This window comes from Pseudomonas sp. NFACC39-1 (genome assembly GCF_900110355.1).
Taxonomy (GTDB): domain Bacteria; phylum Pseudomonadota; class Gammaproteobacteria; order Pseudomonadales; family Pseudomonadaceae; genus Aquipseudomonas; species Aquipseudomonas tehranensis.
This window is the reverse complement of record NZ_FODL01000006.1, coordinates 95,714-118,078: the sequence shown is the minus strand read 5'-3', so window position 1 is coordinate 118,078 and position 22,365 is coordinate 95,714. Positions and strand designations below refer to the sequence as shown.

The 22,365-nt window shown below is 63.3% G+C and carries 10 protein-coding genes; all 10 read left to right on the top strand.

All coding sequences use genetic code 11. The features are described 5' to 3' along the window. Positions 1–186: 186 nt before the first annotated feature. Complete coding sequence (locus BMY45_RS14690) at positions 187–12,822, top strand: filamentous hemagglutinin family protein (RefSeq protein WP_092398773.1); 12,636 nt, start codon at positions 187–189, stop codon at positions 12,820–12,822. Positions 12,823–13,218: 396 nt separating this feature from the next. Then, on the top strand, positions 13,219–13,821 hold the full coding sequence (locus BMY45_RS14685; RefSeq protein WP_047228943.1) for a transposase: 603 nt from the start codon (positions 13,219–13,221) through the stop codon (positions 13,819–13,821). Between the two features lie 74 nt (positions 13,822–13,895). Further along, positions 13,896–15,452 (top strand): ShlB/FhaC/HecB family hemolysin secretion/activation protein, encoded by a 1,557-nt coding sequence (locus BMY45_RS14680; RefSeq protein ID WP_371913956.1) that lies wholly within the window; start codon positions 13,896–13,898, stop codon positions 15,450–15,452. Positions 15,453–15,469: 17 nt separating this feature from the next. Beyond that, positions 15,470–17,305, top strand: a complete 1,836-nt coding sequence (locus BMY45_RS14675; RefSeq protein ID WP_092398769.1) for a DUF2341 domain-containing protein — start codon at positions 15,470–15,472, stop codon at positions 17,303–17,305. Positions 17,306–17,316: 11 nt separating this feature from the next. Continuing rightward, positions 17,317–17,742: an ExbD/TolR family protein gene (locus BMY45_RS14670; RefSeq protein WP_092398767.1), complete on the top strand. Its 426-nt coding sequence runs from the start codon at positions 17,317–17,319 to the stop codon at positions 17,740–17,742. A gap of 2 nt (positions 17,743–17,744) precedes the next feature. Beyond that, entirely contained in the window at positions 17,745–18,449 is a 705-nt protein-coding gene (locus tag BMY45_RS14665) for an energy transducer TonB family protein (protein WP_092398765.1), read from the top strand. A 39-nt stretch (positions 18,450–18,488) separates the two neighbouring features. Continuing rightward, positions 18,489–20,180, top strand: coding sequence for a putative porin (locus BMY45_RS14660; RefSeq protein WP_092398763.1), 1,692 nt, complete (start codon positions 18,489–18,491; stop codon positions 20,178–20,180). A 15-nt stretch (positions 20,181–20,195) separates the two neighbouring features. Next, positions 20,196–20,843, top strand: a complete 648-nt coding sequence (locus BMY45_RS14655) for a DNA repair protein (protein WP_092398761.1) — start codon at positions 20,196–20,198, stop codon at positions 20,841–20,843. A gap of 21 nt (positions 20,844–20,864) precedes the next feature. After that, positions 20,865–21,344, top strand: a complete 480-nt coding sequence (locus BMY45_RS14650) for a YbjN domain-containing protein (protein WP_076385216.1) — start codon at positions 20,865–20,867, stop codon at positions 21,342–21,344. Further along, complete coding sequence (locus tag BMY45_RS14645) at positions 21,341–22,285, top strand: peptidylprolyl isomerase (RefSeq protein ID WP_092398760.1); 945 nt, start codon at positions 21,341–21,343, stop codon at positions 22,283–22,285. The genes BMY45_RS14650 and BMY45_RS14645 overlap by 4 nt, the downstream gene beginning before the upstream one ends. Positions 22,286–22,365: the final 80 nt, after the last annotated feature.

Genomic DNA, 22,365 nt, shown 5'->3' with positions numbered 1-22,365 from the left:
CGATCAGCAACGGCGCAAGCCGTTGCTGATTTTTGCGTAATACCGGCGCCAACACAGCCACATGAAATTTTCATGACAACCGTTCGGTCCCGAGCGGTTGTAACCGCCTATCCCCTATAACCAACGCTGGCAGCTTGACAGCACGGCGTTGTGACCCCTTAGAGCGAACCCGAAAGGATGAGTAGGATGCTGCGCTGCAAACCCCAGACGAACCTGAATGCCCCCCGTCGCGATGGCGAGTTGTCGATGTTGCGGCTCAAGCCGCTGGCCCAGGCCATTGCGCTGCTGATGGTGGCCGGCAATGCCCACGCGGCGACGGCGTTCAGTTCGGCCTGGTTTGCCGCCAAGGGTGCTTCCCAGGCCGGTGGCGCGGGGCGGCCCGCGACGGCGCAGCCAGGCATGCCGCCACCCCTGGCGCAACAGCAACGGGCCAATGCGCAGTTGCAGCGTTCGCTGACCAACCTCAACAACACCGTGGCCGCCATCGCGGCCCAGCAGGCGGCCCAGGCCGCGGGGCGGCAAGCCGCGTTCGGGCAAGTACAGACCGTGCCCGATGGGCTGGGCGAGGGCGGGCTCAAGGTCGATAACAGCCTGACCCAGGGCTGGCTCAACGCCAAGGGACCGCAGCAGACCCAGGCCGGTGGCAAGACCACGGTGAAGATCGAGCAGACCGCCGACAAGGCGATTCTCAACTGGGAAACCTTCAACGTCGGGCGCAACACCACGGTGGATTTCCAGCAGCAGTCGGACTGGGCCGTGCTCAACCGGGTCAACGACCCTCAAGCGCGGCCGAGCCAGATCCAGGGCCAGATCAAGGGCAAAGGCACGGTGATGCTGGTCAACCGCAACGGCATCATTTTCAGCGGCAGCAGCCAGGTCAACGTGCGCAACCTGGCGGCGGTGGCGGCCAACGTCAGCGACGAGCAATTCAGCCAGCGCGGCTTGTACGTCGATGCCACCGGCACCCAGCCGACCTTCACTGACGCCGCCGGCAAGATCGAAGTGCAGCGCGGTGCGCGGATCGAAACCCATCGCGCCGCCACCTCCACCGCCGGGGGCGGCTATGCCTTGCTGCTGGGCTCGGAAGTGGAGAACGCCGGTTCCATCATCACCGCCAAGGGCCAGACCACCCTGGCAGCGGGGGACAGTTTTTATATTCGCCGGGGTCAGGGCACCAGCGGCAACCCGCGTTCCACCACCCGTGGCAACGAGGTCGCGACGTCCCTCAAGCCGGGCAGCAGCGCCGGCACGGTGATCAACAGCGGCCTGATCCAGGCCAGCACCGGCGACATCACCCTTACCGGGCACAATGTGCAGCAGAACGGCGTGGCCGTGGCCAGCAGTTCGGTGGACACCCGCGGCACCGTGCACCTGCTCAACGCTTTCAGCGACAGCACCGGCAGCGTCACCCTGGGGCAGGGCAGTGCCACGGCGGTGCTGCTTGACGCCGCGGGCGGCAGCGCCCTGGACAGCCAGCGCGATGCCGGACCCGCCGGCCTGGACGGTACGCCGAACAACCTGATCACCGGTCGGTTCAACAACCTCAGCAGCGTGGTCGACCGCACCGACCAGTCCCGGGTCGAGATTGTCAGTGGCGGCAGCGTTGACTTCCAGAATGGCTCCATCACCCTGGCCACCGGCGGCCAGGTCGCAGTCAGTGCCGCCGGTCGCAGCCTGGTGCGCGATGGCGCGGTGATCGACGTGTCCGGCGCCATCGGCGTCAAGGTGGCGATGGAATCCAATTCCATCAAGGTCAACGTGCAGGGCAACGAACAGCGTGACGCACCGGTCAACCGCGAGGGCGGCAAGCTGACCAACAACGATGTCTGGGTGGATGTGCGTGATTTGATCTACGTGCCGGCGGGCACCAACGGTTATGCCACCGACCGTTGGTACACGGCGGGTGGGCTGCTGGAAGTCGGCGGCTACCTGGGCACAAGGGGCCACAGCATGGGTGAATGGGCCGCCCAAGGTGGCACGCTGACGTTCACCGGCAACGACGTGGTGACCCAGCAGGCTGCGCAGTTAAACCTGTCCGGTGGCACCCTGGATGTGCAGAGCGGCTACCTGCGCCAGTCCTGGCTCAAGGGCCCCAATGGGCGCTTGTATGAACTGTCCAAGGCGCCGGGGGACATCCTCTACAGCGGCATCTACAAGGGTTACGAAGACCACAGCCAACGTTGGGGCCAGACCGATTACTACTACAACCCACTGATCGCCCCCCGCGAGCGCTTTGAGGCCGGCTACACCGTCGGCCGCGATGCCGGCAAGCTGGTGGTGTCGACCCGCAACGCGGTGCTGGAAGGCCAGATCGTCGGCGAGGTCTACCAGGGCGAACGCCAGACCCAGGCGCCGAACCTCAACCTCGACGGTTACCAGCAATCGCAAAACGCCGTGGCCCGGCGGGCTCAGTTGCTGGTGGGCAGTTACACGCCGATCTACGACAAGGCCAGCGGTGTGATCAACAGTGGCCTGAACCCTACCTTCGATCAGGTCACCGTCGGCGAGGTCAACGACAAGATTGCGGCGGGCCTTGACCTGACCTCGGTGGTCGGCACTGATCGGCAAGGCAAGTTGGTGCTGGACAATGAGCTGCTCAATGGCTTCCAACTCGGCGCGGTCAAGGTGGCAGCGGCGCAAGGCATCAAAGTCGATGGCGCGCTCAACGTGGCCGATGGCGGCGACATCACGCTTTACGCACCGCAGGTCGAGGTGAATGCCGACCTGACGGTGCGCAGCGGTCGCATTGCGCTGGGTAATGTCCTCAGGCAGGTCGATACCCTCAGGAATTATGCAGTAGGTGACGTCACGCTTGTCCCTGCAACAGGTACTCGAGCAGCGGTCACGTTGGGCGAAGGCGTGACGTTGAACACCGCTGGGCGGTGGAGCAATTTGCTGCTCGACGGCAATGACCGTGAAGGTCTGCCGTTCATCAATGGCGGTACGGTGTCTGTGCGCAGCAGTGGCGATATCGATGTGCGCCAGGGCAGCCTGGTCGACGTCAGCTCCGGTGCTGCGGTCATGGCCGATGGCAAGACCCGCGGTGGCAAGGGCGGTGACCTGACCCTGACCGCCAGTACCGGCACATCCTCCGGTAACGGCGCCTTGAACCTGGAAGGTGAACTGCGCGGCACCGGGGTGAGCGGTGGCGGGACCTTGAAGCTGGCGGCCAACAAAGTGCTGATCGGCAACAGCAACGCGCCCCTCGAGCCCGGCACCCTGCAACTGGGCGGCGATTTTTTCGACAAGGGCTTCTCGGCCTATGACATCACTGGCAACGAAGGCCTGACGGTCGCGGAGGGGACGCGGGTCGATGTGACGATGCCGGTGTACCGTTTCGGCGAGCAGGCGTTGAGTACGGGCAGTGGCGCAGAGCCAGCGGACGCTTTGCAGCGCTGGACGCCGCAGCTGTACCAGGAAGATGCCATCAAAGGTGTCATGACCCAGCGTCGTGGTGCGAGTTTGAGCCTCAATGCCGGTACCGCGAACTCTAGCGCCGCCGACATGGCGAGCACGGTACTGAGCCTGGGTAAGGGCAGCGTGATCAGCGTCGACCCTGGCCAGGGCATCGATGTCCGCAGCATCGGCCAACTGACTGCCAACGGTACCCTCAACGCCTGGGGCGGGCGGGTCAGTCTCACCGAGTTGAGCGTCAACGATACGGTCCGCGATCAAGTCAATGCCCAGGGCCACGGTCGTTCCATCTGGCTGGGTGAGCAAGCACTGATCGATGTATCGAGCCGGGCCATAACAGCTCGGGATATGCGTGGTCGGACCTACGGCCTGGTACGCGACGGCGGGCAGATTGTCATCGGTGGTCAGATCGATGCCGTGAAAGGATCGGCTTCAGCCTCCGAATTGTTTGTGGTGGTGCGCGACGGTGCGCGTCTGCAAGCGGATGGCAGCCAGGCGGTGCTGGATATTCCAGGCCAGGGACGCGCGTCGGTGGCGAGTAACGGCGGCAGCATTTCCCTGGCGTCGGCCAATGGTTTGTACCTGGACGGCGTGTTCAGCGCTCGTTCGGGCGGTACAGGGGCGGCAGGCGGCAGTTTGTCGGTGGCCCTGGAAACGCCGTATTACCGTAGCAATGCGGTCAATAACCGGGTCTTGCAGGTCCGAGAGCTGGTGTTGGGGCAAAACGCCCAGGCGACTCTGCTGGGCGATACGGCCGAGACCTTGGCGGACTCACTGGTCTACGGTCACGGCCGTTTGGGCGTGGATCAGGTTCAGTCGGGCGGCTTCGACAGCCTTGCCTTGTTGAGCAATGGCCTGTTGAGCGTCGATGGCGACGTGTCACTGTCTCTCGGCCAAAGCCTGAGTCTGTATGCCCGTAGCTTTGGGCCGAGCGCAAACGCGCCAGCCAATACCCGGGCCCAACTCAATGCCTCCCATGTGCTGCTGTCTGGGCCGGCGGCCGGTCGACCAAATCCGGACGGGTATACCCGGCCAGTGGTCGAGGGCGGCGGTGTATCGCTGTTGGCAAACAAGGCAGTGTTTTCCGTTAACGCAGACCTGCTGGATGTACAGGGCAGTGTGATATTTAGCAGCAAAGGCACGCTGAGACAGGCCGACGGCAGTACCGTCGCGCTGGAGCGCGCGGGTTTCGACCGGGTCCGGCTAAGCAGTCGGGGGGATTTACGATTCCTGGCCGGGTTCTCTGGCGACTATATGCCTGCAGGCATCACTACCCAGTTGTTGACCCCTTCGGACATGATCCTGCAAGCGGCGCAGTTGTATCCGGCGACGGGGGTTGGCGCCCGGGTATTGGCGGGGTATGGCTGGGGATCTGAATCCGGTAGCGGCGACAAGCTCTATGACCCGGCGCGTAGCCTAGTCATTGGGCGTACTACCCAGGTCGCATCCCAAGTGCCATATTCGGTATTCGGCCGTTTGCAATTGGGCAGTGCGAAAATCGAACAAGGTGGTGTCGTCCGTGCACCTTTGGGGTTACTTGAGATCGGCACAAACAGTGCAGAGGGCGTATCTGCCCGGGTGGATTTGTTGCCAGGCAGTTTGACATCGGTCAGTGGCTTGGGCCTGATCCTGCCGTATGGCGGCACCATCGATGGGCAAAGTTATACGTATGCTGGCAAGAAAATCGTGTTACTGGGACAAGGCGCGGTGCCTTCCAATAATGGTGACCTCAACATCGGCGTGATTCTCGGCGGCAAGTCTGTGGAGGGCCAAGACGGCTCGGTGCTCGATCTCTCGGGTGGCGGCGAATTGCTCGGCGCAGGTTTCATCTCCGGCCGCGGCGGTTCCACCGATGCGCGTTTCAACCCGCTGGTACAAATCGGCGCCAATGGCGGTTTCACCTTGCCGGGCCTGTCCAGCAACCCGGTCTACGCCATCGTGCCGGGCAATCAGAGCCAATACGCGCCGGTCGCCGCCGAAGGTGGCGCGGTCGATCCGAGGGTAGGTCAGCAGATCACCATCGGTGCCGGTGTGCCCGGGCTGGTTGCCGGCACCTACACCCTGATGCCATCCACCTATGCCTTACTGCCGGGGGCGTTCCGAGTCGAGGTCAATGGCTTGGCGGGGCAAGGTGTCACAACGGGCGCGCACCAGATGCGCAATGGTTCCTGGACCACTGCCGGCGTGCTGTCGGTGGCCAATACCGGGCAGCGCAACAGTTTGTCCAGCCAAGTCATCCTGACCTCGGGCGATGTGCTGCGTCGCTACTCGCAATACAACGAAACCAGCTACGCCCAGTTCGCCATGGCCGACGCCGCGCGTTTGGGCGTTCCCAGGGCTTTGTTGCCGGTAGATGCCAAGACGTTGAAGTTGAATCTGGGCAAGGGCGCCGCAGATCAGGCCTTCTCCTTCAAGGGGATCGGCAAGTTCGCGCCTCAGACCGGAGGATACGGCGGCACCGTCGCGGTGGTTGCCAGCAATGGCACCGCGCTCGAAGTGGTCGCCGAAGGACGGGGGGCTACGGCTGGCTTCGAAGGTGTGACCCTCAATGCCGAAAGCCTCAATGCATTGAATGCTTCACGCCAAGTGATCGGCGGCCAGTTTTCGGTGCTCTATGGCCAGGGCGGTAACTACATCACGCCGCAACGCGTGTCCCGCAGTGTCGCGCTGCGTGAAGGTGCGACCCTGTCGGCGCCTGAGGTCTTCCTCCTGGCCGACGGCGGCGAGCTCTTGGTGGAACAAGGCGCCGCCGTCAACACCATTGGACGGGGCAAGGCCGCTTACGATGCCCGTGATGGTTTTATCTATAACCTCAATGTGCAAAATCAAAACTACAGCTTGCTGGCTGCCTCCAATGGCTTGCTCAATGTATTGGCCCCTGCGTCAGGCACCAGCGGCACGGTCAACATCGGCGGATGCAGCCTGACGCCGTGCAGCGGCGTGACCCGGATTCACTCCGAAGGCAGCATCGTTGCTGCGTCCGGCAGCAGCCTGGAGTTGGGCGACCAGGTGCGTTACGGCACCCGTCACCTGACCCTGGCCCTGAGCAACATCAACGTCGGTACCGCCCAGGCCCTGAGCAACGCGGCGACGGGCAAGGTCCTGCCAGCCGGTCTGACCTTGAGCCAGACCGTGCTCGATCGCCTGCTGCGCGGCGATACCGAATACGGCGCGCCGGCCCTGGAAACCCTCGAACTGTCGGCCAGCCAGGCATTGAACTTCTATGGCACCGTCAGCCTCGACACCTATGACTCAGCCACAGGCAAATCACGCCTGAGCAATCTGATGCTCAGTACCCCGGGCATCTATGGCGCCGGCACCGCCAACGACGTGGCAAGCATCCGCACCGCCAACCTGATCTGGAACGGCGCCGTTGGCGCGCCGGGTTCGGTGATTGCCGGCGGGGCCGGCACCGGCGCCGGTCGCCTGGACATCCAGGCCCAGCGCATCGAATTCGGCTATGGCGATTTCGCCCAACCGAGCTCGATCACTACCCTGGACCGTCTTGCACTGGGATTTGCCAACGTCAACCTTAGTGCCAGCGAACGCCTGACCGCCAACCACAAAGGCAGCCTGGCGGTGTATCAAAGCCAGGGCGCCTATGACGCGAAAACGGGCTATGCCTACAGCGGCGGCAACCTGAATATCCTCACCCCGTTGCTGACCGGCGAAGCCGGTTCGGTCAACCGCATCACCGCGGGCGGTGCGGTCAATGTAACGGGCGCGACCGCTAAACCCGGCACTGTCTCCGGGCTTGGGGGCGAGTTGTCCATCAAAGGCGCGAGCCTAAACCTTGCCAGCGCGGTGGTGCTGCCCAGCGGCAAGCTGACCCTGAGCGCGACGGATGACCTGACCCTGGCCGATGAGGCGCTGATCGACGTGGCGGGGCGCACAGTGACCTTCAACGATGTCACGCGCTACAGCTCTGGTGGCGAGGTGATCCTGCAAAGCCAGAACGGCAACATCCGTCAGGCGGGTGGCTCCAGCATCGACCTTTCGGCCCGCCACAACCAGGCTGGTCGGCTCAGCGCCGTGGCCTTGGGCAGTACGGCGGGTGTAGTCGATCTGCAAGGACGGATCCTCGGCAGCAGTACCGGCGAATATGACGCCGGGGGTACCGCCATGCCGTACCTGGCTGGCGGCGTGGAGATCCAGGCCCAGCGCCTGGGCGGCAACGGTAACCTCAGCGAGCAGTTCGCGGCCCTGAACCAACGGTTGAACGACGGGCAGGTGTTCGGTGCCCGTGGCTTCCAGCTCAAGCAGGGCGACCTGGTGATCGGCAACGAACTCAAGGCCTCGACCATCAGCGTGTCGGTCGACAACGGAAACCTGTTGGTCAATGGCAAGGTAGACGCCAGCGGCGAACGGGTCGGTAGCATCCGGCTCGCCGCCGGGCGCTCTCTGACTCTGGGCAGCAATGCGATGCTCGATGCCCACGGCAACCGTCTGCGGGTGGACAGCTACGGCAAGATCATCGATTCGCCGAACCGGGCCATTGTCGATCTGACCTCCCGCGCTGGTGTGCTGACGCTAGCCGACGGTGCCCGCATCGATTTGCGCCATGGCACTGCGGCGCCCGCCGGACAGCACGACGGCCGTGCCCGTGGCACGCTGGAACTCAATGCACGCCGCGCCGGCTCGACCCCGACCCAGGGCGACATTGCCATCGATGCACGCGGTGGCCTGGATATCCAGGGCGCCCGGTCCATCGCGGTCAACGGTATGTGGCAGTACAACGATGCAGAGTTTGGCAGCGATCCGGCGGCCAGCGGTCGTCCTTATCAGGTCATCGACCAGGACTACCTGGATGGCAAGCATCAGGACAGCCTCGCCTTCATCAACGCGGCGCTGACCAACAGCGATTTAATGCGGCGCAAGCTCGCCGGCCTCAATAATGCTCGTTATGTCGATGCTTTCCACCTGCGCCCCAGCGTGGAAATCGTCAGTGCCACGGCCGACGGTGACCTGGTGGTGCAGGGTGACCTGGACCTGTCCGGTTATCGTTACGCCAGTGTGAATCCGCATACTCGTCAAACCGCCGTGTACGGCTCCGGCGAGCCCGGTGCGCTGATTCTGCGCGCCGGTGGTGACCTGAGCATCTATGGCAGTATCAACGACGGTTTCGCGCCGCCGCCGCCCACGCAGGATGATAAAGGCTGGGTGCTGCTGCCGGGGATCGACTTCACCGGTGGTGACATCGTCGTCCCCGGTGCCGGGGTGACCCTGGCCGACGGCACGGCGTTCCCGGCGGGAACCACCTTGAACTACGACTTGCCGATCAAGGACGTGACCCTGGCGGCCGGCACCCGGTTGCCGGTGGCGGCGATCCTGGAACAACCCTTGGAACTGCCGGCCGGCACGGTATTGGCGGCTGCGGTGCACGATGCCTCCGGCAACCTGCTGTTTGCCGCGGGCACTTTGCTGAGCCGGGCCCAGACCCTCGAAGCCGGCTCGCAGTTGGGCGCCGGCAGCGTGTTGAGCGGTGCCGCCGCACTGCGCGGTTTCACCTGGCCCAAGGGCGTGGCGCTGCCCAACGTGGCTAACGCGGGCAATGCGCAGACCAATATCCTCAAGCTCGAAGGCAGCCTGGTCTTGAACCGTGGTTCGCTGATCCCGTCCGGCACCGATGTGAAGTTGCCGGATGGTGTCGAGTCGGTGCAGTTGCGTCCGGAGATCGCGGGCAGCGATGGCCGCATGTGGGCTATCGCCCCGATGCTCGCCGAGGGCTCGCAGTCCTGGTCGCTGAGGCTGGTGGCCGGGGCCGATACGACGGCGGCGGACAGCCGGATTGTTCAGCCTGAACCGGTACGTGGCGACTTGCGTCTTGCCGATAGCCACTATGGTATGTTCGGCAAACCCGTGCCGGCCAAGGGCACCTATGGGTGGACTCAACTAGGGGTCGATGAGCTGGCGGGCGCGGGATTCACGGTGGAGCTTGGCCAAACCGTTGACCTGGACATCGTGAGCAATTTTGGCTACGACTCGGTTGACGCCTTCTGTGCGGATTTCGCCGGTATTTGCGCGCTTCAAGCCTCTTACAGATGGACCCAGGCAGCGGAGGAGGAATTGGCAGGTTCCGGCTTTGAGGTCAAGGCCGGCGAGCTGATCAGCCAGGCCGCTGCGCAGTTTTTCCAGTTTGATTCGGTTCAGTCACTCTGCGACGCGACGCCGAGTGTCTGTGCCCCCGCAGACGTGGAGTATGAAGCGGTTGCCGGCAGTGTCCGTCCGAGCGTCATCCGCACCGGTACCGGGGACCTGGAACTGCTCAGTGGCGGCAACCTGCGCATGGATTCGTTGTTCGGCATCTACACCGCCGGCACCTCATCAGCACCAACGTTCCCAGGCGATCCCTACAACCAGCCCAAGGCCTTGGGCGCCAACGACAAGGTGCTCAACAACGAGGATGGCAGCAATGAGAAACTGGTCGACGGCGGCACCGAAAATCTTTATCGCGCCTGGTACCCGGACGCGGGCGGTAACCTGTTGCTCAAGGTCGGCGGCGACCTCCGCGGTAACCTGACCGCGCCTGCTGCAACCCCTGTCGGACGACCGAATCCCACCGACAACGGCCAGGATTCGGCCAATGTGGGCAATTGGCTCTGGCGCCAGGGCAATGGTGATTCAGCGAACAGCCAGCCGACCGCCTGGTGGATCAACTTCGGTAGTTATACCGCGTCGACGGTGCCGGGGCGCGCTGATCAAATGGCCGCTTTCACCGGGTTCGGGACTTTGGGCGGCGGTGATCTGGATGTACAGGTGAAGGGCGACGCGGGGGTGTTGAACCGGTTTGCCGGTAGTGACTTCAATTCAAACATCAACCCTCGAAGCCAGGGGCTGCTGCTGGCGGTGGGCAGCACCGGGCGTGTGGGCGCCGATGGCCGCCTGCAACTGACCGGCGGTGGTGATCTCGATCTGCGTTTGGGGGGGACGTTGAATCCCGAGAGCTTGTTCAGGAGTGGGCATCTCAATGGCGCTGTCATCAACCTGCGGGGCCACGCGAAGATCGACAGCGGTGCCATCGGTCGAATCGATCTGCGCTATGGCAATGCTGTCTCAACACAGTCCCCTGGAGAAACGCGGGCCTACGACTCCTTCAAATCCACACGAGGGTTTGCTACCGGTGGACTGACCCTCATGCCGGGTGACGCTACCTTCGACCTGACGACTTCGGGCGACCTTGTCGTGATGGACGTCGCCGACCCGGGCCGGGCACCGATGATGAGCGCCTCACGCTTCAAGGACGGTGACAGTAACGAATCAGGCCTGAGCTGGTTCACGCTGTGGACAGCCAATACTGCGGTCGACTTGTGGACGTCGGGAGGCAACCTGACACCTTTCACATCCAGCACCGCAACGGACCTGGCGGTGGTCTATCCGTCCATCCTGAGGGCTGTGGCAGCCAGTGGCAGCCTTTATTATGGGAAGTCCTCGGGACTGTATGAAACAGGCTACAACGGCAACAATCGTCCAGCCCTGCTGCTCGCTCCCGGTATCAACAGTGAGTTGCAATTCATGGCCGGCGATTCCATCTACGGTGGCGATATGTCGGTCAGTCGTTCCGGTGCATCGTCTGCGGCCCTGGCGACACCGTTTCGGCCAGCCTTTGTCGGTATGGATGGTTTCGTCATAAAGACCAGCAATCTCTCAGCCGATGGCAACCCCGCTCGCCCTAGTATGAACATATTGCCGCTGTTTGCCTTTGACACCAGCAGCGCTTCCGGGGAGTGGGCCCTCAATGACGATCCTGCTCGCTTCTATGCGCTTGAAGGCGACTTGCTGGCAGTCACCACTGGACGGTCGATGGCATCAGTCTCCATCGGCAGATGGCCGGGGCGAATTGCCTACGAAGGCGCCGGAGCTGTACGGATGATGGCTGGGCGAGACATTGTCAGCAGCGGCATACCGCTGGGCGGATCTCTGAATGAGGACACCGGTATGGGGGGCGCGGGAAATTACACCAGCACCGGCAACCTCTTCGTCCACAACAACCCCACCGACATCTCCATCGTCTCGGCCGGGCGCGACATCCTCTACAGCAACTTCAATGTCGCCGGCCCCGGCCTGCTGGAGATCACCGCCGGGCGTAATCTGCTGATGGATGACAAGGTCAGCATCAACAGTATCGGCGCCGTGGTGCCGGGGGATGCGCGCCCCGGCGCGAGCCTGGTGCTGCAAGCCGGCGCTGGCCTCAACGGCGCGGACTACCAGCGCTTCGTCAAGGCGTACCTGGACCCGGCCAACCAGGCCCTGACCGGTGTGCCCCTGGCGAACCAGGACGGTAAAGTCGCCAAGACCTACGAGGCGGAACTGGTGGATTGGCTCAAGGAACGCTTCGGCTTCAGCGGCGACACCGAGCAGGCCCGCAACTACTTCGCGGCGCTGCCGGCCGAGCAGCAGCGGGTGTTTGCCCGCGACGTGTACTTCGCCGAGCTCAAGGCCGGTGGCCGTGAGTACAACGAAGCCGGTGGCGTGCGCCAGGGCAGTTACTTGCGGGGCCGGGAGGCGATTGCGCTGTTGTTCCCAGACAAGGACGTGGCGGGCAATGCGATCACCTACAAGGGCGATATCACGATGTTCGGCGGCGCGGGTGTGCACACCGATTTCGGCGGTGGCATCCAGATGCTCACGCCGGGCGGCGGGCAGACCTTCGGCATCGAAGGCAACGCACCGCCGTCCACCGCCGGGGTCATCACCCAGGGCGAGGGCGATATCCAGTTGTATGCGCAGAACAGCATCCTGCTGGGGCAGAGCCGGATCATGACCACCTTTGGCGGTTCGATTCTCGGCTGGTCGGCCCAGGGCGATATCAACGCCGGTCGCGGTTCGAAGACCACCGTGGTCTACACGCCGCCCAAGCGCTTGTACGACACCTGGGGTAACGTGACATTGTCGCCGTCGGTGCCGAGCACCGGCGCCGGTATCGCCACGCTCAACCCGATTGCCGAAGTGGCGCCGGGCGACATCGACCTGATCGCGCCCTTGGGCACCATCGATGCGGGCGAGGCGGGGATCCGGGTGTCGGGCAACGTCAACATCGCGGCATTGACCGTGGTGAACGCGGCCAACATCCAGACCCAGGGCAAATCCTCCGGTGTGCCACTGGCGGCCACGGTTAACACCGGGGCCATCACCTCGGCCAGTTCGGCGGCGTCCTCGGCGACACAAGCGGCGGAAGACGTGGCGCGCCAGCAGCAGAACGCGGCGCGACAAAACCAGGCGTCGGTGTTCACCGTGCAGGTGGTGAGCTTCGGCTCCGAGCAACTGGCCCCGTCCCGCGACGGTGCCAGCCGCGACGCGCCACGGGCCTACGACCCGGCCAGCCCGGTGCAAGTGCTGGGCGCCGGCCCCCTGGACGAACAGACCCGGCAGCGCTTGACCGAGGAAGAGCGGGGGCGGTTGAGCTTGTAGCGATCGGCTGGCACCGAGTCGCCGCCATCGCGAGCAGGCTCGCTCCCACCGGGTTGCTGGACACCCAGTACCCCGTGGCGAGGGAGCAAGCTCGCGCTGGGCTCTGTAGGAGCTGGCGAAGCCTGCGATCTTTTGATCTTTCACTTGGGACTCAAGTGTCTGGGGAAAGATCGCAGCCTCGTTGCACTCGACAGCTCCTACAGCCCCAGCGCGAGCTTGCTCCCTCGCCACGGGACCTGCGCTCAAGTTCCCATCGACGTCCATCCAAATGAAGCTTTCATGACAAAAGTTCGGTAGCACATCGCCATTCCCGTCAAGCCTGTGTGACGTGTTCGAGGGGACCTGCAAGGTCGTTTGGAGCCGGGGCAAGCAGCCGGGAGTGAGGCGATGGGAACTATGGAACGTTATTCGAAAGTGGGCATGCAGGAGCTTGACCAGCGGTTGTCGAAGATCGTCGAGGCGGCGCGCAAGCAGCCGGTCTCGGTGTATCGCTACGGCGCACCGTGGGTCTGGATCGTTTCCCAGGATGACTGGCAGGGCGCACTCAAGGAAGTGTCCAGCTACATCCCGCAGGGCCATTCACTGGTGTTGCTGCGTCCGCAAATCGACGACCTGCTGGACGACCATCGCGACGTGCTGCAAGGCCTCACCGCAAGCGCCGAGATGCTGATCGCACCGCAGACCGTCATGCACATCCTTTTACTGCAACTGCTCTATTCGGTGCCCAGCGAGCAGCAACTCTACGAACAACTCAATTACAACCTGCTGTTCCGTTGGTTCGTCGGCCTGGACCTGAACCAGAAGGTCTGGCGCTTCGACGTTTTGAGCAAAGACCTCGCCACGCTGCTGGGCGATGCGCGGGCTGTGAGGCTCATCCAGAAAATAATCGGTGAAGTGTTCTGCGGTGCCTTGCTGCAAATGCCGGAGTTCTCCTTGAATTTCGCGCTGCTGCACACCTGGCTGGCGCGGCACGCCACGACATCGACTGCAAGCAATTGAGCGGTACTTTGAATTCAGGGGGTGGTGTGGAGCATTTCTTCAAATCGCGGCCAGCGCTGTGGGGCTGGTTGTTGTTGACGGTCGGGGGGCCGTCGGCGTTCGCCGCCCAAGCGCAGCAGGAGGTCGAATCGGCCCCGGCCCGCCTGGTGGACGTGAACGAGTATTTCGTGCGTGGCAACACCGTGCTCGATGCCCGGGCCATCGAGGAGGCGGTCTACCCGTTCCTCGGCCCGCAAAAGGCCTTGAGCGATATCGAGGGGGCCCGGGAGGCGCTGCAGAAGGCCTATCAGGCGCGCGGTTATCAATCAGTGTTCGTCGAGTTGCCGGAGCAGAAAGTCGAAGACGGCATCGTCTACCTGCAGGTCAGCGAGACCAAGGTCGGCCGAGTCCGCGTGGTGGGTGCCAAGCATTATTCGCCCGTGGAAATTCGCGACGACGTGCCAGCGCTCAAGGAAGGCGAGGTGCCCGATTTCGCCCAGGTCCAGGCTGAGTTGGCGCAGTTGAACAAGACCCCGGGGCGCCAGGTAATGCCGCTGGTACGCGAGGGCCAGCGGCCCGGCACCATGGATGTGGACTTGCAGGTCGAGGATCAGAACCCGTGGCAAGCCAGCCTGGGGCTCAATAACGATTACAGCGCCGACACCGAGAAGCTGCGCAGCGTTGCCAGCCTGGGCTACAACAACCTTTGGCAATTGGGTCACAGCCTCTCGCTGACCTTCTTCACCGCACCCCAGGACACCGAAAACGCCAAGGTCTGGTCGGGCTCCTATACCGCGCCGCTGGACGAGCACTGGAGTGTGCAGTTCTCCGGCTACCAGTCCGACAGCAACGTGGCGACCATCGGCGGCAGCAACGTCTTGGGCAGGGGCCATTCGTACGGTGTCTCGGCGATCTACACCTTGGCGTCCAGTGCCGCCTGGGCCAATACGTTTTCCATTGGCGTGGATTTCAAAGACTTTGAGGAAGAGCTGAATCTGGACGGCGCCAGCGACAAAGTGCCGCTCAAGTACGCGCCGTTCACCTTCGCCTACAACGGCTTTCGCTACAGCGAAAACAGCCAGTTGGGCCTAGGCCTGAGCCTGGTGGCGGGCACCCGCAGCCTGTTGGGCTATGGCAGTTCCGACGAAGACTTCGACTACAAGCGCTACCGCGCCAGCCCCAGTTTTGCCGTGCTCAAGGGGGACGGCAATTACACCTTCACCTTTGGCAACGACTGGCAGACCGCGTCCAAAGCCGCGTTCCAGTTGGCGTCCGGGCCGCTGGTTTCCAACGAACAATTCTCTGCCGGTGGCGCTACATCGGTTCGCGGTTATCTGGCCGCCGAGCGTACCGGGGATGACGGCTACCTGCTGTCCCAGGAGTTGCGTACACCGTCCATTGCCAAGTTCCTCGGCAGCTATGTCCAGGAGTGGCGCTTCTACGCCTTCGCCGAAGGCGCGCAGTTGTACCTGCGCGACGAACTGCCCGATCAGGACGCGGACTACAGCCTGGCCAGTGTCGGCCTCGGCACGCGCGCGAGCCTGAGCAAATGGCTGTCCGGCAGCCTCGATTGGGGCTACCCGCTGCTCGAAGGGCCGAACACCTCGAAACAGGAATCGCGCCTGCATTTCAACCTGCAAGCGACGTTTTGAACCTAGGAGTCATGTCCATGCAACGCTTATTGTTATCTCTGTTTATCTGCCTGGGGCTGGTGCTTCCAGCCACGGCCAACGCCTGGTGGCAGGACGACTGGCACTATCGCAAACAGATTTCCGTGGACACCACGCCCCAAGGCGCGGCGATCAGCCAGGCCCTGGGCCGCACCGCATTGCTGGTACGCCTGCACACCGGCAATTTCACCTTCGACGGGGTCAAGGAGGATGGCTCGGACCTGCGTTTTGTCAGTGCCGATGACAAGACCGTGCTCAATCACCAGATCGAAAGCTTCGACCCGTTGATGGGGATGGCCTTGATCTGGATCGATGTACCGAGCGTGGAGGGTGGCCAGCGTCAGGATCTGTGGATGTACTACGGCAACCAGAAGGCGCCGGCCACCGGCAGCGGTCAATTGACCTTCGACCCGGATTACACCGCCCTTTACCACTTCGACGGCGCCGCCGGTGTACCGCCCCGGGACGCCACGGCGTATGGCAACAATGCCCAGGGCGCTGCTGGCACCCGCATCGATGGCGTGATCGGTCATGCCTTGCAATTCAACGGCCAGCCGCTGCTGTTGCCGGCCAGCCCCTCATTGCAGCACAGCGCCGGCGCGGCGTTTACCTTCAGCGCCTGGCTGCGCCAGGATCAGGCCAGCGGTGAACAGGTGATCCTGGCCCGCCGTGAGGCCGCCGCCAGCCTGTTGGTGGGAGTGAATCAAGGTGTGCCATTCCTGGACATTGACGGTCAGCGTGCCGTCTCGACTCAACCGTTGAACCCCGGCCAATGGCAACACCTGGCGTTGACCGCCTCGGGCGACCGGGTTGTGCTGTACGTCAACGGTCGTGAAACCGCGAGCCTGACGGTGGCGATGCCGGCGTTCAATTCGCCGATCGCCCTGGGGGCCGATCTTTCTACGGGGCTTGCCACCGACCCTTCAACTGATCTTTCCACCGGGACTTTCGTGCCGTTCAGCGGGGCCATGGACGAGGTGCGTCTGTCCAAGGTCGCCCGTCCGGCGCCGCTGCTGTTGGCGGATGCCAATGCCCAGGGCGCCGAATCAAAACTGGTGGCCTATGGTGTCGATGAAGAGCAGTCCGGCTTCGGTTTCGGCAGCCTGGGTTTCCTGCTCAACGCCGTGCCGCTGGACGCCTGGGTGATCATCGCGGTGCTGGTGCTGATGATGTTCCAGTCGTGGGTCATCATGATCCGCAAGAACCGTATGGTCAGCCGCCTCAGTGCCGCCAACGAAGCCTTCCGTGAGCAGTTCGCCGGGATCGGCACGCGCCTGGAAATGTTCGCCGACGACCAGGACCTCGCCCAGCGCCTGCAACATTCGTCCCTGTGGCGGTTGTACCTGGTGGCGGTCAAGGAGATCCGCACCCGTCGCGAGCAGGGCGCTGATACCTCGTCGGTGTCGGCCGCCACCATCGAAGCGATCCGGTGCTCCATGGATGGTGTGCGCACCCGGGAAAACCAGCAACTGAGCTCGAAACTCTCGACCCTGTCCAACGCCATCGCCGGCGGGCCGTACATCGGCCTGCTCGGCACGGTGCTGGGGATCATGGTGGTGTTCCTCGGCACGGCCATGGCCGGTGACGTGAACATCAACGCCATTGCCCCGGGCATGGCCGCGGCCTTGCTCGCCACCGCCATGGGCTTGTTCGTCGCGATCCCTGCGCTGTTTGGCTACAACCGGCTGATCACCCGCAACAAGGAAGTCAGCGCCGACATGCGGGTGTTCGTCGACGAGTTCATCACGCGCCTGGCGGAGATGCACGGCGAGGGTCAGTCCGGTGAAGCGGCGCATCGCCGTGACCATCACGTTCAATCGCCCGTACCGGCCTGAGGAGCGCAGTCATGGCTAGCGTAAACGCTTCACACGATGACGACGATGACGCCGCGGTGGACAGCATCAACGTCACGCCGTTGGTGGACGTGCTCATGGTGGTGTTGGTGATGTTCATCCTCACCGCTACGGCACAGGTGTCGGGTATCCAGATCAACCTGCCCAAGGCCAGCGCCTCGGTGTCGTTGTCCGAAGCCAAGACCAAGGCCATTTCGGTGAACGATGGCGGGCAGGTGTTCCTTGATGCCTATCCGGTGACCCTGGGCGAGCTGGAGGAGCGCCTGCGTATCGAAAAGGCCCAGAACCCGGACTTTCCGGTGATCGTGCGCGGTGACGCCACGGTGCAGTACCAGAAGGTCATCGAAGTGCTGGATCTGTTGCGGCGCCTGGAATTGTCACAGGTCGGTCTTGTGACCGGCAAACCGAGCCAGGGCTGACCATGACCGCCAAACTTCCCATCAACCCGCCCCCGGTGAAGAACGCGCCGTTGCGCCTGCTCAAGTGGGCTGGTGCCCTGGTGCTGGGCGCAGTGGCGGCCTGGCTGCTCTGGCAATGGGCCAACGACATGAGTGGCGTGCGCCGTGAAGCGCCGAAGGTGCCAACCATTATTCCGCTGCCACCGCCGCCACCGCCGCCGCCGGAAAAACCCAAGGAGCCGGAGCCCCAGGTCGAGGAGAAAGTGCTCGAGCCAGAACCGACCCCGGAGCCCGAGGAGATCAAGCCCGAAGAAGAGGCGCCGCCGTCACCGGTGGATGACCTGGAGAACCCCATGCAAATGGACGGTGATGCCCAGGCCGGCAACGACGCATTCAACATCGGTGCGGGCAAGGGCGGTGGCATGGCCGGGGCGGGAGGCGGACGCCTGGGTAACGGCACCTACAGCCAGTTCCTGGCGTTCACCTTCCAGCGCCTGCTACGGGAAAACCCCGAGCTGCGCAGCCTGGCCTTCTCACTGCAGGCCGACGTCTGGCTGAGCGCCGTGGGTGAAATCACCCGGGTCGAGCTGGTCAAGTCCAGCGGCAACCGGCAGGTGGATGAACAGGTCATCACCGCCTTGCGCACCGCCCCCCCTCTGAGTGAGCGGCCACCGGCGTCCCTGACTTTGCCCGTGCGCCTGTCCTTGCAGGGACGGCGTCCGGGTTAACCGAATATTTGAAAGTTTGCCAACAGGAGTTGTGTGCAGATGATTTCCAATGTGAATCGATTGTCTTGGGCAATCGGCCTGGTTGTATTGAGCCTGGCCGGGCACGCGGCCGCCGCCCCGGCGCCGTCGGAAAACGCCACGATCAATCTGATCCGCCTGCTGGTACAGCAGGGCGTGTTGAAGCAGGACCAGGCCGAGGGCTTGATCGCCCAGGCCGAACGGGAAGCCGTGCAGGCCCGTCAGGCTGCCACGGCGGTCGTCGCAACACCGGCCGGCGCACCGGGGGATGTGCGGGTGCAATACGTGCCAAACATCGTCCGCGAGCAGATCCGCGATCAGGTCAAGGCTGAAGTCATGGCCACCGCCAAGCAGGAAAACTGGGCTCAACCCAACACCTTTCCGGATTGGGTCTCGCGGATCAGTTTTGATGGCGACATTCGTCTGCGCGATGAGTCGCGCTACTACTCGGGTACCAACAGCAACGAAATCGTCGACTTCGCCCGGCTCAATGACCGAGGACCGTACGACGTCAACCCCAACAGCAGCTCCAGTCTGCCGCCGTTGCTCAATACTCGCGAAGATCGGGAAAACCTGTTCCGCCTGCGCGCACGCCTGGGCATGAAAGCGCTGATTGCCCCGCAGTGGACCGCCGGCATTCGCATCGGCACCGGCTCGGACAACAACCCGGTGTCCACCACCCAGACCCTGGGTGGCGGTTTCGGCAAGAAGGACATCTGGCTTGACCAGGGTTACTTGACCTGGAAACCCTCGGACGAATTGACCCTGACCGGTGGGCGAATCGCCAATCCGTTTTACTCCACCGACCTGTTGTATTCCGGTGACCTGAATTTTGATGGCGTGGCGGCGATTTTCAACCGCAAGCTCAATCAGGACTGGGGCCTGTTCGGCACCGTTGGTGCGTTCCCGGTGGAGTACACCAACGACACCAGCACCAGCAACGGTTCCGACAAAGAGGAGAGCGACAACAAGTGGTTGTACGGGGCGCAGTTGGGGGCCAATTGGGCGATCAACGACAGCAACCGCGTCAAGGGCGCGTTGGCCTATTACCGCTTCGACGATATCGAAGGCCAGCGCTCCTCGCCGTGCGAGCCGTGGGCCGGTGATCCGGGTTGCGACAGCGATGGTTCGCGCGTGGCGTTCATGCAGAAGGGCAACACGGTGTTCCTGCTGCGGGACATCACGCCCAATCCTCTCAACCCGTCCACCACGCCACAGCCGCAGTATGTCGGCCTGGCCTCGGAGTTCAACCTGCTGGATTTGAATCTGCAGTGGGACACCGATTTGCCGCAAGACCTGAAACTGCGCAGCCAGGCCAACTACGTGCATAACCTGGGCTACGACGAAGGCGAGATGCGCAAGCGCTCCGAAGGCCAGTTCGCCAACAACCTGGACGAAAACGGCGAGGTAGAAAGCGGCGCCAACGCCTGGATGCTCCAGTTCACCTTGGGTAACTCACTGGAACTCAAGCGCCAGGGCGATTGGAACCTGTTCGCCGGCTACAAGTACATCCAGCCGGATGCCTTGCCGGACGGTTTCAACGATTCGTCGTTTCACCTGGGTGGCACCAATGCCAAAGGTTACTTCCTGGGCGGCAACTATGGTCTGGCGAACAACGTCTTCGCCACCGGTCGCTGGCTGAGTTCCGAAGCGGTGTACGGCGCGCCGTATGACATCGATGTCTTGCAGCTTGAAATCAACACGCGCTTCTAAGCGCAGGGAGGCCTCATGAAAAGGCGAGCCATGAACCAGTGTCCGGTCGCGTTGCTGGTGCTGGGTCTGCTGTTAGGCGGCACGGCCCACGGCGAAGGAATGGAAGAACGCCTGCGGGCGCAATTGCGCAGCACCACCGCGCAGTTGCAAACCTTGCAGAGTGAACAGGCCCAGGCCAGCGCCGCCCGGCAGGCGGCGCAAGACCAGGCCAGGCAAGCCCAGGAGCAGATCAAGCAATTGACCGCCCAGTTGAGCAAGGCCCAGGCCCTGAACGAGCAACTGGCCGGGCACGAGCAGAACCTGCGAAGCCAGGCCCAGGCCCAGGTGGCAGCCAGCAACGAGCAGATCGGCAAGTTCAAGAAAGCCTATGACGAGTTGCTGGTCCTGGCCCGCGGCAAGGAAGCCGAACGTGCTCGTCTGGAAGCTCAACTGAGTGAGCGTGACACACAAGTGCAGCAATGTTCGGTCAAGAATCAGCAAATGTACGAAGTCGCCAAGACGCTGCTCCACGCCTACGAAACCATTGACGTCACCGACGTCATGAAAATCCGCCAGCCCTTCGCCGCCAAGACCCGGGTGCGTTTCGAAGAGCTGGCCCAGGGCTTTGGCGATGACCTCTACAAGAACCGTTTCGATGCGCCCCAGGCCTCGATCACCCATTGATAGCGCAAGGAAGAGTCGACCATGACTTCATTGATTGAACACGTCAGCCCAACGTCCCTGACCGAGCTGTTGCAAGCCGCCGGCTACCGGGTCAACGAAACGGAACAGAACGGCATCGTGCAACTGCTGAGCGCCAGCCAGGGCATCGGTTATGCGGTGCGCTTTGGCAACCTGTCGGCCGCGCCTGATCAGTATCTGGACTTCACCTTCAGTTGCGCCTTGCGGGTACAGGGGGAGTTGCCGGCCGGTCTGGCCGAGCTATGGAACGCTTCGCGGCGTTTTGCAAGGTTGTCGGTGCAGGGTGAGTTCCTGGTGATGGAAATGGATGTCGTGGTTGCGGCGGGTGTCAGTGCAGATCACTTGCGCAGCAACCTGGAATTGTGGGATCGCCTGTTGCAGGAGTTCATTGTTTATCTGCGCGAGTACAGCCAGAACGCAGCCCGGATGCAGCCCCAGGTTGAACCCGCCGAGCCGCCGTTGGAGGAGGCCACCGCATCGTGAAAAAACCGTCCTTTGTTATCAGCGCCGCCGCGTTGGGCCTGGTCGCCGTGGCTGTTGTGCTCGGCCTGAGGCCGGGCAGCGATCCGGTCGCCGCCGTGCAGACCGTCAGCGTAACCTCGGCCGATTCGCCGAGTCTGGCCCGCTTGGGCAACCAGCAAGTCAGCCCGCAAGAGCTCAAAGTGTTGCTGTCTGCTCTGGCGCCGGAAGCTCGTCAGCAAATGCTCGGCAACCGGGCGGTCTTGGAGGGTTGGATCCGTACGCGGCTGGCGGAAAAAGCCGTGCTGGAACAGGCCGATGCCCAGGGCTGGCGTCAGCGCCCGGAGGTGGAACGCCAGACCCGGGCGGCGGCCGAGCAGATTGTGTTTCGTGATTACTTGCAGTCTGTCAGTCAGGTGCCGGCCGAGTATCCCAGTGAGGAGGAATTGCAGCAGGCTTACGAGGCCGGGAAAGCCAACTGGGCAGTGCCGGCGCTGTACCGGGTCAGCCAGATATTCCTGGCGGCAACCGAGCCGTCGACGGTGGAAACGGTGCGCCGGCAAGCGCTGGAGTTGAGCAAAAAGGCCCAGGCCTCGCCCGCCGAGTTCGGCGCCCTGGCCAGCCGTTTTTCCCAGGATCGCACCAGCGCCGAACGCGGCGGTGACAGCGGCTTCCAGCCGTTACAGCAACTGGTTCCGCCCGTGCGTGAGGGGGTGGCACGCTTGAAGGTCGGCTCGGTGTCGGACCCGATACAGAGCCCGGCGGGGTTCCATGTGATCAAACTCACCGAGCAACAACCGGCCCGGGAAGCGACCCTGGATGAAGTACGCGAGCGCCTGACCCAGGCCCTGCGCGCCCAGCGCCAGGAACAGGTTGCCAAGGCCTATCTGGATGGCATGCTCGACACCGCGACCCTGAGCATTGATGGCGCGCAGTTGAGCAAGGTGCTGGAGGAGGCGCGTTAGCCAAGCCCACACCCAGCTTTTGTGGCGAGGGAGCTTGCTCCCGTTGGGCTCTGTAGGAGCTGGCGAAGGCTCGGGCCGCG

Bases quoted from the DNA above. Each gene is read 5' to 3' on its own strand.
- BMY45_RS14655 (WP_092398761.1), top strand. From the start codon at position 20,196: ATGAAAAGGCGAGCCATGAACCAGTGTCCGGTCGCGTTGCTGGTGCTG.
- BMY45_RS14690 (WP_092398773.1), top strand. From the start codon at position 187: ATGCTGCGCTGCAAACCCCAGACGAACCTGAATGCCCCCCGTCGCGAT.
- BMY45_RS14665 (WP_092398765.1), top strand. From the start codon at position 17,745: ATGACCGCCAAACTTCCCATCAACCCGCCCCCGGTGAAGAACGCGCCG.
- BMY45_RS14685 (WP_047228943.1), top strand. From the start codon at position 13,219: ATGGAACGTTATTCGAAAGTGGGCATGCAGGAGCTTGACCAGCGGTTG.
- BMY45_RS14650 (WP_076385216.1), top strand. From the start codon at position 20,865: ATGACTTCATTGATTGAACACGTCAGCCCAACGTCCCTGACCGAGCTG.
- BMY45_RS14670 (WP_092398767.1), top strand. From the start codon at position 17,317: ATGGCTAGCGTAAACGCTTCACACGATGACGACGATGACGCCGCGGTG.
- BMY45_RS14675 (WP_092398769.1), top strand. From the start codon at position 15,470: ATGCAACGCTTATTGTTATCTCTGTTTATCTGCCTGGGGCTGGTGCTT.
- BMY45_RS14660 (WP_092398763.1), top strand. From the start codon at position 18,489: ATGATTTCCAATGTGAATCGATTGTCTTGGGCAATCGGCCTGGTTGTA.